Here is a 13,319-nt window from a genome sequence, read left to right as displayed (position 1 = left end):
AGGCGCGAGACTGGTCCCATGACCGAGAGCACCGCCCCCCAGAGCGAACACCGCACCGTGCTGCTGCGCGGTGGAGACGTCCACAGCCCCGCCGATCCGTTCGCCACCGCGATGGTCGTCGAACGCGGCCATGTCGCCTGGGTGGGCTCGGAGGGGGCGGCCGACGCCTTCGCGAGCGGTGTCGACGAGGTGGTCGACCTCGAAGGGGCTCTGGTCACCCCGGCTTTCACCGACTCCCACGTCCACACCACCTCCACCGGGCTCGCCCTGACGGGACTGGACCTCTCCGGGGCACGCACACTCACCGAAGCCCTCGATCTCGTACGCGCGTTCGCGAACGGCCAGGCCGCTGGCGGGGTGATCCTCGGCCACGGCTGGGACGCCGCCCGCTGGCCCGAGCAGCGGCCCCCGTCGCGCGGGGAGCTCGACGAGGCGTCGGGCGGCCGGGCGGTCTACCTGCCCCGTGTGGACGTCCACTCCGCCGTCGTGACCACGGCGCTCCTGGACCTCGTCCCGGGCGTCACCGCGCTGGCCGGCTACCACCCCGACGCACCCCTGACCGGCGACGCCCACCACGCGGTGCGGGCGGCCGCCCACGCCGCCGTCACGCCGCGGCAGCGGGCACGGGCCCAGCAGGCCGCCCTGGCGCACGCGGCCTCGCTCGGGATCGGCACCGTGCACGAGTGCGCGGGCCCCGAGATCTCGGACGAGGAGGACTTCACCGGCCTGCTGCGGCTGGCCTCCGAGCAACCAGGTCCCCGGGTCTTCGGCTACTGGGCCGAGCCCGTCGAGGGGGCGGAGGACGCCCGCCGCGTCCGCGAGCTCGGTGCCATCGGCGCGGCCGGTGACCTCTTCGTCGACGGATCCCTGGGCTCGCACACCGCCCTTCTGCACGAGCCGTACGCCGACGCCCCGCACACCGGCACCGGCCGGTTCGACGCGGCACGGATCGCCGCGCACGTGACGGCCTGCACCGAGGCGGGACTCCAGGCGGGCTTCCACGCCATCGGCGACGCGGCACTCTCCGCCGTGGTGGCAGGCGTCCGGGCCGCGTCCGAGACCCTCGGCCTCGCCCGGGTGCGCGCCGCGAGGCACCGGGTGGAACACGCCGAGATGCTCACCCCGGAGACGATCGCCGCGTTCGCCGAGCTGGGCCTCACCGCCTCCGTCCAGCCGGCCTTCGACGCCGCCTGGGGCGGCTCCGACGGTATGTACGCCCGGCGCCTGGGCGTGGAGCGCGCGGCGACCCTGAACCCGTACGCGGCCCTGCTGCGCGCCGGCGTGCCGCTCGCCTTCGGCTCCGACAGCCCGGTCACCCCGCTGGACCCCTGGGGCACCGTGCGGGCCGCGGCGCACCACCGCACACCCGGGCACCGGGTCTCCGTGCGCGCCGGTTTCACCGCCCACACCCGGGGCGGCTGGCGGGCCGTGGGCCGGGACGACGGGGGCGTGCTCGTCCCGGGCGCCCCGGCCGACTACGCCGTCTGGCGTACCGGCGAGCTGCTGGTCCAGGCCCCCGACGACCGGGTGGCGCGATGGTCGACGGATCCCCGCTCCGGCACCCCTGGCCTGCCCGATCTCACTCCCGGCGCGGAGCTCCCGGTCTGTCTGCGCACGGTGGTCCTCGGACAAACTGTCTACGTACGGCCGAACGAGTGACGTCACGACATCTCGTACCGCCGACCGAGAGCGCGGGGTGTCTGCCACGACCTGCGCGTCCTCGGCGCTGACCAGGCGTTTCCGGGAGAAATGGCAGGTGGGGCGACTGTTGACAGGGAGCGCCCACGGGCCGGTAGGTTCGGCCGGGTCCACCACTGGACGTCCGACCGGTCAAACCTCCACGCAGTCGTCGAACGCCGCTGGGTCATGGGGTGGGGTGCCGCACCGGCGCACCACCGCTGACAGCCAGGTTCAGCGCCCGCGCCTCGGGGGCGAGGGAAGGTTTCGTACCGGACGGCAGGTGCGACCCGGGTGGGGCCCGGAGGTTCAGTAGACAACGGCTTTCGGTCGACCCGCAGCCAGCGGGTCCCAGGTCGGCCCGAAGGACGCCGGGCCCCGATCCGCAGCGATGCCCTTCTGTCCGCAGTTCCATGCATCTGTCCACGGGACGCGCGCCACCCCGAGACCGCGTCGGAGTCCGGGCGCGGCGTGCTGGATATGGTGTGCACCTGCGTACGGACTTTAAGGGGCAGTAGTGAACGACGGCGGTCAGAGGCAGTTCGGCCCGCTCGGCAGAGTCTTGGTGATCATTCCGACCTACAACGAGGCCGAGAACGTCAAGCTCATCGTCGCCCGGGTGCGCGCCGCCGTCCCGGAAGCGGACATCCTCGTCGCCGACGACAACAGCCCCGACGGCACCGGCAAGGTCGCCGACGAGCTCGCGGCCGGGGACAGCCGGGTCCACGTCCTGCACCGCAAGGGCAAGGAAGGTCTCGGCGCCGCCTACCTGGCAGGTTTCCGCTGGGGCTCCGAGCACGGCTACGGCGTGCTGGTCGAGATGGACGCGGACGGCTCGCACCAGCCGGAGGAGCTGCCCCGGCTCCTCACCGCCCTGAAGGGGGCGGACCTGGTCCTCGGCTCGCGGTGGGTGCCCGGCGGCCGGGTGGTCAACTGGCCCAGGCACCGCGAGATGATCTCGCGCGGCGGCAGCCTCTACTCCAGGATGCTGCTGGGCCTCTCGGTGCGGGACGTCACCGGAGGCTACCGGGCCTTCCGCACCGAGACCCTGGACGGTCTCGGCCTCGAGGAGGTCGCCTCGCAGGGCTACTGCTTCCAGGTCGACCTCGCCCGGCGGGCCGTCGAGGCGGGCTATCACGTCGTGGAGGTGCCGATCACCTTCATGGAGCGGGAGATCGGCGATTCCAAGATGAGCCGTGACATCCTCGTCGAGGCCCTGTGGCGGGTCACCGGCTGGGGCATCACCGGCCGGGCCAACAAGGTGCTCGGCCGCAAGGCCACCTGACCGCCCCCTCCGCACCTCTTGATCACCCCCTTACGCCGCATGCACGCCCGTACAGGCACACTGGGGGCATGACGACCGGCACACCGCCTCCGAACCGTCCACGGCGCTCACGCGCCCGCACCCTCCTGCCGCTCGGCGTCGCCGCCTGGCTGGTGCTGGAGATCTGGCTGCTCACCGTCGTGGCCGGTGCGGCGAACGGTTTCACCGTGCTGCTGATCCTGGTCGCCGGCGCCGTGCTCGGTGCCGCCGTGATCAAGCGGGCGGGCAGGCGGGCCTTCCGCAACCTCACCGAGACCCTTCAGCAGATGCCGGGGCAGCCCGGTGCTCCCGCCACCCGGGCCGAGACCCCGGCCGCCGGCAAGGGCAACGGCTTCCTGATGCTGGGCGGCCTGCTCCTGATGATCCCCGGCGTGATCTCCGACGCGGCGGGACTCCTGCTCCTGCTGCCCCCGGTCCGCGCGGTACTCGGGCGCCACACCGAACGCTCCCTGGACCGCCGGATGAGGGCGGCGGCGCCCGGAGGCCTCTCGGACGCCTTCCAGCAGGCCCGCATCCACCGGCCGGACGGCAAGGTCGTCCAGGGCGAGGTCATCCGTGAGGACGGAGCCACCGTGCGCCCCCGCCCCGACGAGGGCCCGGGCGCGGACCACCGTCCGCCGCTGCGTCCCTGAGCCCCGGCCGCTCGTCTCCTGCGCCGTGAGCGCGGCCGTCTTCCCTCCTCCGTCGGCCGACGGAGGAAGAGGACGGCTTCTTCCTTCCCGGCGTCCGGGAGGGCCCCGCGGGTGAGGCGCGGGCCGCCAGGACGGAGAAGAGCCGCGGGGCCGCGACACATGTGCTGTGTCGCGGCCCCGCAGCTCTTGATCGGTGCGGTGATACGCGGTCAGGCAGACTTCCTGCTGTCCCGCGGGTGTACGGCGATGTTCATGGCACCGGAGCGCAGAACCGCCAGCCTCTCGGCCAGCACCTCCTCGAGCTCCTCGCGCGTACGCCGCTCCATGAGCATGTCCCAGTGCGTACGCGCAGGCTTGCCCTTCTTCTCCTCGGGGCCGTCCCCGTCCACCAGGAGTGCCGTGGCGCCGCACGCCTTGCACTCCCACTCCGCCGGAATTTCCGCCTCTACCGAGAACGGCATCTCAAAACGATGTCCGTTCGGGCATGCGTACTCCACCGCCTGGCGCGGGGCCAGATCGATGCCGCGGTCCGTCTCGTAGCTGGTAACCACGAGTCGCGTACCGCGGAGAGCTCGCTCACTCATGAATCGTGCCTCCCGGGCTTGTCGCCCACAGGACAGGTGTCGCTGTCGTCGTCATCCGGTCAACGTCCGGTCGGCGGTAAAGATTCCCGTTGCCGGTCATGCGTCGCCCGTCGTGCCGCTGCTGTGTCTGGGTTGGATACCCGCCGGTGCCCGGTTTGTCACTTCTGGACGGAATTGTCACCCAACGGTTCGGCTTCTTCCGCTCGCAGTAACGCTCCGCCGAGCACACCAAAGGCGTACACTACCGGCCTTTCACTTCAACGTCTAAATCCGCTCCGGCACGGGATTGCCCGCGGCGGCCACAGCGGCCCGGACGGGGACCCTCGCCAGGAGCACGGAGCCGAGCGCGAAGAAGAGCACCAGGGACAGGATCGCGTCCCGGTAACTGCCGGTGAGCTGGTAGCCGAGACCGAAGACCAGCGGCCCCAGCCAGCTGAGCCCCCGGTCGCTCATCTCGTAGGCGGAGAAGTACTCCGCCTCCTTCCCATGCGGTATCAGGTGGGAGAACAGCGACCGCGAGAGAGCCTGACTGCCGCCCATCACGAGGCCGATCGCCGCCGCCAGCGTATAGAAGAAAGCGGGCGCCCCGGCCGGCAGCACGTACGCCGCGGCGAGGATCAGCGTCCAGACGGCCAGCGACGCGAGAATCGTGCGCTTGGCTCCGAAGAGCCGGGCGAGTCGCCCCATCCCCAGGGCGCCCGCCACCGCGAGCACCTGGACGAGCAGCACCGCGGTGATGAGCGTGGTCTGGTCGAGCCCGAGCTCTTCGGAGCCGTACAGCGACGCCTGGGAGATCACCGTCTGGATGCCGTCGTTGTAGACCAGATAGGCGAGCAGGAAAGACAGCGTCAGAGGGTGGCGGCGCATGTCGCGCAGTGTCGCCCGCAGCTGCCGCCAGCCGGAGCCGACCGCGCCGTCGCCGCCCGGAGCCACCCGGCGGTCCCGCAGCCGGCGCAACGGTACGAGGGCGAAGGCGCCCCACCACACCCCGGCCGAGGCGATGCAGATGCGCACCGCGTCGGACTCGGACAGCCCGAAGGAGTCGTGGCCCGTGTAGAGGAGGAGATCGACGAGGAGGACGAACGCCCCCGAGGTGTAACCGAAGGCCCAGCCGCGCGAGGAGACCGCGTCGCGTTCCTCGGGGGTCGCTATCTGTGGCAGATAGGCGTTGTACAGGGCCATCGACACGGAGATCGACGCGTTCGCGACGATGAGCAGGAAGGCTCCCAGCAGATAGCGGTGGCCGTCCAGGAAGAACATGCAGGCCGTCGCCGTCGCGCCCGTGTACGCGGCCGCCGCGAGCAGGGGCTTCTTGCGGCCCGTGCGGTCCGCGGCGGCGCCGACGGCCGGCATGACGATCACGGCCACGACGATCGACGCCGACACGGCGTACGCGAAGAGTGAGCCCGCCCGCACCGGTATGCCCAGCGGGTACACGAACCCCTCCGCGTCGGCGGCGGCCTTGGCTATCGAGGTCAGGTAGGGGCCGAGGAAGACCGTCAGGACGCTGGTGGAGTACACCGAGCACGCGAAGTCGTAGAAGTACCAGCCGCGTTGCTCACGCCTGCGCCCGGCGGCCCCGGCCGGCTGTCCGGCCGGGTCCGCTGTCCCTGCGGTACCGGTGCTCACACCGCGCCCCCTCGTTCGTCCCGTGCGGACGCGGCAGGCCCCGGCGTCAGGCCCAGGCCCCCCGGTCGCTCAGCACCGTGCGCAGCGTCTCGATGTGATCGGTCATGATGCCATCCACCCCGAGGTCCAGGAGCGCCGCCATCCGCTCCGGTTCGTTCACCGTCCAGACGTGGACCTGCAGGCCGCGCGCGTGCGCCGCGCGGACGAAGCCCCGGTCGACGACCCGGACGCCGTTCTGGACCTCCGGGACCTGCGCGCAGACCGCTCCCGCCCGCAGCGCCGCCGGGATGCCGAACGAGCGCAGCCGCAGCCCGAGCACCCCGCGCACCCCGTAGGAGGTGGCCAGACGCGGGCCCCCGAGGCGATGGGCCCTGGCCACGCGCGCCTCGGAGAACGACCCGACGCACACCCGGTCCCAGGCGCCGGTCCTGCGGATCAGGCCGACGAGGGGGGCCAGGGCGGGCTCCGCCTTGATGTCCACGTTCCAGCGGGCGTCCGGGAACTCCTCCAGCAGCTCCTCGAAGAGCGGCAGCGGCTCGCGGCCCGCCACCCTCGCCCGGCGCACCTCGCTCCAGGGCAGCCCGGCTATGCGCCCCCGGGAGTCCGTCACCCGGTCCAGGGTCGGGTCGTGGAACGCGACCAGCCGGCCGTCCGCCGTGGCGTGCACGTCGGTCTCGAAGTAGCGGTAGCCGACCCCCGCCGCACGCCGGAACGCGGCGGCGGTGTTCTCCAAGCCGTCCGCCGCTCCGCCGCGGTGGGCGAAGGGAATCGTCGAAGGGTGGTCCAGATAGGGGTGGCGCCCCGAAGTCGCTGCGGTCACCGCGGAAGTATCGCCTCCCGCGGTGTCCGGCCGGCGACGGCCGCGGTGCGGGTGCCCGGCGCGGGAAGGTCGAAGAGGCGCAGGAAGAACTGGGCGAGCGGGCCGATGGCCAGGGCGTACAGGACCGTGCCGGCCCCGAGGGAACCGCCGAGGAGGAAGCCGGTCACGACCACGGCCACCTCGAGCGCCGTGCGCACCAGCCTGATGGAACGGCCCGTGAGCCGGTTGAGCCCCGTCATCAGGCCGTCGCGCGGCCCCGGCCCGAAGCGCGCCGAGATGTACAGGCCCGTGGCGACGCCGTTGAGCAGGATGCCGGCGGCCATCACGGGGATCTGCGCCCCGAGACCGTGCACGTCCGGAACGAGGGCGAGGGTGCCGTCCATCGCGATGCCGACGGCGAAGACGTTCGAGACGGTGCCGAGCCCCGGGCGCTGCCTGATCGGGATCCACAGGAGCAGGACGACCGCTCCGACGGCGATCGACACGACCCCGATGGAGATGCCCGTCCGCTCGGCGAGTCCCTGGTGCAGCACACCCCACGGTTCCAGCCCGAGTCCGGCGCGGACCAGGAGGGCCGAACTGGCCCCGTACAGGGCCAGACCCACGTACAGATGGATCAGCCGCCGGGTCAGCCGGGTGCCGCTCCTGGCGGTGGTGTCGGACAAGTGGTGCCCCCTGTGTGGTGTCGGTGGACTGCTGCGTGTCACTCTGTGGCAGGGGATTGGCTCCCAACTATGGCCAATCCGAGGAAGGTGGACTGATTCTCATGGCGCAGTGGACTTCGACTGTCGGTGCGGCGCAGCTCGCCCGGCAGCTCCAGGGGCAGCAGGCACGTCCTCTGGCACCGGGCGTCCGCAAGCCGCCGGCCTACCGCTCCCTCGCCGACGGAGTGCGCCTGCTCGTCCTGGAGGGCCGGGTCCCGGTCGCCGCGCGGCTCCCCGCCGAGCGGGAGCTCGCGCTGGCCCTGTCCCTCAGCCGGACCACCGTCACCGCCGCGTACGAGGCGCTGCGGGCGGAGGGTTTCCTGGAGTCGCGCCGCGGGGCGGGCAGCTGGACCGCGGTCCCGGCGGGCAACCCGCTGCCCGCCCGGGGTCTCGAACCGCTGCCCCCGGAGTCGCTGGGCTCGATGATCGATCTGGGGTGCGCCTCGTTGCCCGCCCCGGAGCCGTGGCTCACCCGGGCGGTCCAGGGCGCGCTGGAGGAGCTGCCGCCGTACGCCCACACGCACGGCGACTACCCGGCCGGCCTTCCCGCGCTCCGGCAGATGATCGCGGACCGCTACACCGGGGACGGCATCCCCACCATGCCCGAACAGATCATGGTGACCACGGGGGCGATGGGTGCCATCGACGCCATCTGCCACCTGTTCGCCGGGCGCGGCGAGCGCATCGCCGTGGAGTCCCCGAGCTACGCCAACATCCTCCAGCTCATGCGGGAGGCGGGCGCCAGACTGGTCCCCGTGGCGATGGAGGAGGGGCTCGGCGGCTGGGACATGAACCGCTGGCGCCAGGTCCTGCGGGACACCGCGCCCCGCCTGGCCTACGTCGTCGCCGACTTCCACAACCCCACCGGAGCCCTGGCCGACGAGCAGCAGCGCCGCGCCCTGGTCGAGGCCGCCCGGTCCGCGGGCACCGTCCTGGTGGTCGACGAGACCATGCACGAGCTGCACCTGGACGCGGACGTCGAGATGCCCCGCCGGGTCTGCGCGTTCGACCCGGCGGGCAGCACGGTCCTCACGGTCGGCTCCGCGAGCAAGGCCTTCTGGGCCGGCATGCGGATCGGCTGGGTGCGGGCCGCGCCGGACGTCATCCGGAGCCTGGTCGCGGCACGCGCGTACGCCGACATGGGCACGCCGGTGCTCGAGCAGCTCGCCATCAACTGGCTGCTGCGGACGGGTGGCTGGGAGCAGGCCGTGGCCGTCCGGCGCGAGCAGGCGCGGGAGAACAGGGACGACCTGGTGCGGGCGCTGCGCAGAGAGCTCCCGGAGTGGGAGTTCGAGGTGCCGCGCGGCGGCCTCACCCTGTGGGTGCGCACCGGCGGACTCTCCGGCTCCCGGCTCGCCGTGGCCGGCGAGCGGGCCGGCGTCCGCGTCCCGTCGGGACCCCGGTTCGGAGTGGACGGGGCCTTCGAGGGCTATGTGCGGCTGCCCTTCACCGTGGGCGGCCCCCTGGCGGACGAGGCCGCACTGCGGCTCGCCGCAGCCGCCGAGCTGGTCGCCTCGGGGGCGAGCGCGGGGGCCGAGGCGCCCCGGACCTTCGTGGCCTGAGGCGCCCGCGCCTCACCCCTCCGCGACGGCCGGTGTCTTGACCAGCTGATCCGTGTGCACGGACACGGACTCGCCTGCTGCCTCCGGGGCGGCTTCCGGCGAGGCGTCCGGTACGGCCTCTTCCACCGCCGGGGCTCCGCCGGGCAGCAGGTCGAGCACCGCCTGCCGGTGGGCCTCACTCGTGGCGTCGTCGTACGGATCGGGGGTGGCCGGCACCTGGAGGCGCAGTACGGGGCCGCCGCCCAGGCGCGTGTAGCCGCGGCCCGGCGGGACGTCGGGCGGGGGCGTGGTGTGCGGCCGGGTGCCCAGGACCGCCTCGACCTGCTCGCGGTCCGCTGGGCCCAGGACCGCGCGGGCCCTGGTGTGGGTCCGTACGGTCGCGGTGAGGCCGTCCAGGCTGTCGAACTGCTCCGACACGACCACCGTCACACCGGCGGCGCGGCCGTGCCGCAGCGGTACCTCGAGCAGCTCCTGCGGATCCTGTCTGCCGTCGGCCGCCGCCAGATGTCCCAGTGCGCTCGGGCGGTCCAGGAGGATCCACAGGGGGCGCCTGATGTCGTCGGGCTCGGGGTGCCCGGCCTGGCGGGCCCGGTTGGCGGCGATGAGCCGCCGCTCGGTCTCGTGGGCCGCCCATTCCAGGGTCGCGAGGGCCCCGCCCAGGCCGCGTTCCACGGCCAGTACGCCGTCCCGGCCGGCCAGGAAGCCGTACTCGCCGGAGCCGCCGCCCTCCACGACGAGGACGTCGCCGTGCTGGAGGGCCTGCAGCGCGAGCGAGCGCATCAGCGTGGTGGCGCCGCTGCCGGGGTGGCCGGCGATCAGCAGATGGGGCTCCGTCGAGCGGGCGCCGGTCCGCCAGATCACCGGAGAGGCGTCCCGTGTCTCGTCGCCGTCCTGGACGGGAACGGTGCGCCGTACCGCGTCGGCGTCGGTGAAACCCAGCACCGTCTCGCCGGGCGCGGTGACGAAGCGCTGGGCTGCGATGGTGGTGGGGAGTGCGGCGAGCACGGTCATGAGGAGCTGGTTGCTCTCCTCGTCCCAGGTGAAGTGGTACTCGCGGCCACGGCCGGACTTGGCGTGGAGCACCTGCTCGACGCGGGCGCGTGCCGCGGGATCGCCGTCGGTGAAGTACGCCGGGTAGCTCACCTGGAGGCGGGTGAGGCGCCCGTTGCCGTCGAAGGCGTACGACGTGCCGAACGCCTTCTCCCAGTCGCCGCCGTGCGAGAACGACGGAGCGGGGTCCTCGGGCACCGAGAAGTGCGGCACGAGTGCCTCGTACAGGGCCTGGAGCCGTGCCGTCCCCGCCTCGCCGGGGCCCGTGTCCGCGGGGGTCCGGTCACGCCCCCGCCACGCGGCAGCGCCCATCACCGTGATGAGGGCCAGCAGAGGCCCGTAGGGGATGAGCGCCACCACCAGTACGCAGGCCGCGACGAGGAACAGCACGTGCCCGCGCCGGTCCCTGGGCGTCGCGGCCCACTTCTGCCGCCCTGCTCCCGCCAGCAGCCGCAGGCCACGGGTGACCGTGATCAGCGGATGGAGGACGTCGGTGGCGTTGTCGGCGGCCGTGCGCGCGATCTCGCGACTGCGGGTGAGGGAAGCGCTGCCGCTGCTCAGAATGCGGGGGAGTGGTCGCCGGTCCACGTCGGTCTCCTGGAGAGGTGGGAGCGGTATCGGGCCGTCAGAACTTGATCCCGCCCAGCATGCTGGCGAAACTCGCCCCGCCGGCCGTGATGCTGGGGGCGATCGCCGTGCCGGCCAGATAGAAGCCGAACAGTGCGCAGATGAGGGCGTGGGACGCCTTGAGCCCGTCCTTCTTGAAGAACAGGAAGACGATGATGCCGAGCAGTACCACGCCCGAGATGGAGAGGATCATGAGCGGTTCTCCTGGTTGATGGGGACAGTCACCATGAGTACTTCCAGGATCACAAGATGTACCTATACGATAAAAGGTGCAAGTGGGTGAATACCCATCCGATTCACTCGGTCGGTGGGGGAGGAGCGTGGTCCAAGGAAGCCCGGTGTGCCCCGTCGGCCTTGTCCCGGCCGGTGCACGAGGCCGGTGCCGTGTTCTTCCGCCGTTCCCGGGCAGGCTGACGCCTGTCCTGGAGCAGTACCCTGTCGATTCACTCGTACGGCCCTCGCGTCGTACTCCCCACCAGGTCGGTGACGGCGACCACGGCAATGGAAGGCGGTCCGTCCGATGAGCGAAACCCCCGATCCCGAGGTGGTCGAACTGGCGACCAAGGTCTTCGACCTGGCGAGGCGGGGCGAGAGCGACGCGCTCGCCGCCTATGTCGACGCGGGAGTCCCCGCGAACCTCACCAACGACCGGGGCGACACCCTGCTGATGCTCGCCGCCTACCACGGGCACGCCCCCGCGGTCGTCGCGCTCGCGGGCCGTGGCGCCGACCCGGACCGGGCCAACGACCGGGGGCAGACCCCGTTGGCCGGAGCCGTCTTCAAGGGCGCACGTGACGTGATCGACGCGCTTCTCGCCGCGGGGGCCGATCCGGCCGCCGGAACACCCTCAGCCGTCGACACCGCACGCATGTTCGGCAAGGACGACCTGCTGGAACTCTTCGGTGCGCGCTGAGACGCCGTCCGGGCCGCCGGCCGGCCGGTGCGTCGTAAATGTGGTCGCGTCGGCGAAATGGCTGGGTCATCATGACGTCGCGGGTCCGTTCCGGACCACCGACGAGAGGCAGAGAAAGATGAGCACCAGGCAGAAGACGGCGGACGGCCGATCATGTTGCTGCGCGGCCTAGGGGATGTGACCCCGGCACATGGAACAGCACAGTCCCGGTTGCGTCGACAGCTTGATGTGAGGCTTTCCCCATGTTCGATCCGTTCATAGCGCCGAGCGGCACGCTGCTCGGCCTGCTGCAGAGGGGCCGCGGCGACGGCACGCTCCACGCGCTCGCCGCCCCGCGCCCCGAGGCCCTCGCGGCTCTCAACCACTGCGTCCTGAGCGACCCGCGTCACGACTGGCAGGTCGAGAACCGCTCCCTGTACTACGCGCGCCTCTACCTCGATCTCGACGGCGGCATCGAGGAGATCGAGCGGCACCTGTGCGACCCGGAGGACCGTCTGGACACCGACGACTCCCGTACCGGGCTCGCACTCGCCGTGCTCGGACACCTCGCCTCCTACGGACGTGACGACGCCCTCCTCCTCCTGCGCCGCTACGCCGCGACCGGCGCCAACTGGGCCTGGGCACTCGACGAGCTGGCCCTGCGGGACGACGACGCCGGGCTGCGCTCCCTCGCCGGGGCGGTTCTGGCCCGCTTCCCCGCCACCGCGGAGGGGACCGCCGAGCTGGCAGCCGCCGTACGGGACGCCTTCGAGCCGCGGCCCTGGCGGCTCTGGGCCGACGATCCGCGCGAAGCGGTCGGCGCCCGCGTCCGGGCGGCGACCGAACAGGGTTCCTTCGACCGCTGGCAGCGGCAGATGAAGCCGGGCGGGCCCCGCCCCGGCTGGAGTGTCCAGGCCGTCTTCGACTGGGCCCAGGAAGGGCTGGAACGCGGCAGCGCGCTCCACGTCCCCGCTGCTCGCTGCCTCTCCGCCGTCGCCGGCGCCGAGGACCGGCCCGTGATCCTCGACGCCGCCCGCGACGGCTCGGAGGGGGCGCGCTGTGCCGCCCTGCACTACCTGGCCGAGGCGAGGGACCCCGCCGTGCTCGACCTGATCGAGCAGGCGGTCGTCGGTCCGTCCCGCACCGTCGCCGAGGCGGCCGTGGCCGCCTTCGAGCGCATGTGCGGTGAAGCGGCGGTCGACCGGGCCCGGCGCTGGGCCCACCGGCCCGACGCACTCGGAGCCTCGGCGGCCGGAGTCCTGGCCTGCCGCGGCGCCGCACAGGACGCCCCGCTCGTCCTCGCCGCACTGCGCGAGGCGGTCAGGGGCGAAGGCCCCGACGCGCCTCGCCTCTGGACGCTCGTCGACGGGGCGGGACGCCTGGGCATCGCCTGCGCCGCGCCCGTCCTGCGCCACGTGTACCGGGAGACGTCCTCCTCCCACCTGCGCGGTCGCGCCGCCCGCGCACTGGCCGCCACCGACCCGTCCTTCGCCAGCGGCTTCGCCGTCGAATGCCTGTGGGACTGCGAGGAGACGACCCGGGAGCTGGCCGCACACCACGCGGAGACCGGCGACATCCGGGTGGCCGAGCGACTGAGGCGGCTCGCAGCCGACCCGGCCGAGGAGGCCGAGGTCCAGACCGCCGTGCGCAGCAGGATCGGCCCGGACGCACCCGCCGTCTGAACCGGGCTCCGCCGGCCCACGGAGTCCGGACGCCGCGCCGGGGGCGCGGCGTACACACCCGTAGGACGTCCCCCGGGTGGACGGATCCGAGTCGGCCACGGCACGCCCGGCGCGGTGACGCACCCCCGCGCGTGCC

General features: G+C 72.9%; 12 protein-coding genes. 6 read left to right on the top strand and 6 right to left on the bottom strand.

Annotated elements, in window-relative coordinates:
• Positions 1 to 18: 18 nt before the first annotated feature.
• The 3 genes from ACHFIV_RS19590 (at position 19) to fxsA (ending at position 3,633) form a co-directional block, all read left to right on the top strand.
• On the top strand, positions 19 to 1,659 hold the full coding sequence (locus tag ACHFIV_RS19590) for an amidohydrolase (RefSeq protein WP_398970504.1): 1,641 nt from the start codon (positions 19 to 21) through the stop codon (positions 1,657 to 1,659).
• A 535-nt stretch (positions 1,660 to 2,194) separates the two neighbouring features.
• Positions 2,195 to 2,962 carry a polyprenol monophosphomannose synthase gene (locus tag ACHFIV_RS19585; RefSeq protein WP_398970502.1) on the top strand — a complete coding sequence of 256 codons (768 nt, stop codon included), beginning with the start codon at positions 2,195 to 2,197 and terminating at the stop codon, positions 2,960 to 2,962.
• 68 nt (positions 2,963 to 3,030) lie between these two features.
• Positions 3,031 to 3,633: an FxsA family membrane protein gene (gene fxsA, locus ACHFIV_RS19580; protein WP_398970500.1), complete on the top strand. Its 603-nt coding sequence runs from the start codon at positions 3,031 to 3,033 to the stop codon at positions 3,631 to 3,633.
• Positions 3,634 to 3,842: 209 nt separating this feature from the next.
• Here fxsA and ACHFIV_RS19575 read toward each other — a convergent pair whose 3' ends face one another.
• The 4 genes from ACHFIV_RS19575 to yczE all read right to left on the bottom strand — a co-directional run bounded on the left by ACHFIV_RS19575 (position 3,843) and on the right by yczE (position 7,331).
• Positions 3,843 to 4,217, bottom strand: coding sequence for an RNA polymerase-binding protein RbpA (locus tag ACHFIV_RS19575; protein ID WP_078598328.1), 375 nt, complete (start codon positions 4,215 to 4,217; stop codon positions 3,843 to 3,845).
• Positions 4,218 to 4,481: 264 nt separating this feature from the next.
• Entirely contained in the window at positions 4,482 to 5,846 is a 1,365-nt protein-coding gene (locus ACHFIV_RS19570) for an MFS transporter (RefSeq protein ID WP_398970497.1), read from the bottom strand.
• A gap of 46 nt (positions 5,847 to 5,892) precedes the next feature.
• Positions 5,893 to 6,666: a glycerophosphodiester phosphodiesterase gene (locus tag ACHFIV_RS19565; RefSeq protein ID WP_398970494.1), complete on the bottom strand. Its 774-nt coding sequence runs from the start codon at positions 6,664 to 6,666 to the stop codon at positions 5,893 to 5,895.
• Positions 6,663 to 7,331 (bottom strand): membrane protein YczE, encoded by a 669-nt coding sequence (yczE, locus tag ACHFIV_RS19560; protein ID WP_398970491.1) that lies wholly within the window; start codon positions 7,329 to 7,331, stop codon positions 6,663 to 6,665. The genes ACHFIV_RS19565 and yczE overlap by 4 nt, the downstream gene beginning before the upstream one ends.
• 101 nt (positions 7,332 to 7,432) lie before the next feature.
• On the opposite strand from yczE, the gene ACHFIV_RS19555 reads away from it, so the two are divergent.
• Positions 7,433 to 8,932: an SCO1417 family PLP biosynthesis transcription factor gene (locus ACHFIV_RS19555; RefSeq protein WP_398970488.1), complete on the top strand. Its 1,500-nt coding sequence runs from the start codon at positions 7,433 to 7,435 to the stop codon at positions 8,930 to 8,932.
• A 12-nt stretch (positions 8,933 to 8,944) separates the two neighbouring features.
• Here ACHFIV_RS19555 and ACHFIV_RS19550 read toward each other — a convergent pair whose 3' ends face one another.
• Positions 8,945 to 10,570 (bottom strand): hypothetical protein, encoded by a 1,626-nt coding sequence (locus tag ACHFIV_RS19550; RefSeq protein WP_398970486.1) that lies wholly within the window; start codon positions 10,568 to 10,570, stop codon positions 8,945 to 8,947.
• Between the two features lie 37 nt (positions 10,571 to 10,607).
• Positions 10,608 to 10,802, bottom strand: coding sequence for a hypothetical protein (locus tag ACHFIV_RS19545; RefSeq protein ID WP_398970483.1), 195 nt, complete (start codon positions 10,800 to 10,802; stop codon positions 10,608 to 10,610).
• 327 nt (positions 10,803 to 11,129) lie between these two features.
• Between ACHFIV_RS19545 and ACHFIV_RS19540 the strand changes: the two genes are divergently transcribed.
• Positions 11,130 to 11,522, top strand: coding sequence for an ankyrin repeat domain-containing protein (locus ACHFIV_RS19540; RefSeq protein WP_398970480.1), 393 nt, complete (start codon positions 11,130 to 11,132; stop codon positions 11,520 to 11,522).
• 242 nt (positions 11,523 to 11,764) lie between these two features.
• Complete coding sequence (locus ACHFIV_RS19535; protein ID WP_398970477.1) at positions 11,765 to 13,183, top strand: HEAT repeat domain-containing protein; 1,419 nt, start codon at positions 11,765 to 11,767, stop codon at positions 13,181 to 13,183.
• Positions 13,184 to 13,319 lie beyond the last annotated feature (136 nt).

Source organism: Streptomyces sp. ALB3 (genome assembly GCF_044385685.1).
Taxonomy (GTDB): Bacteria; Actinomycetota; Actinomycetes; order Streptomycetales; family Streptomycetaceae; genus Streptomyces.
This window is presented reverse-complemented; position numbering and strand designations above follow the sequence as displayed.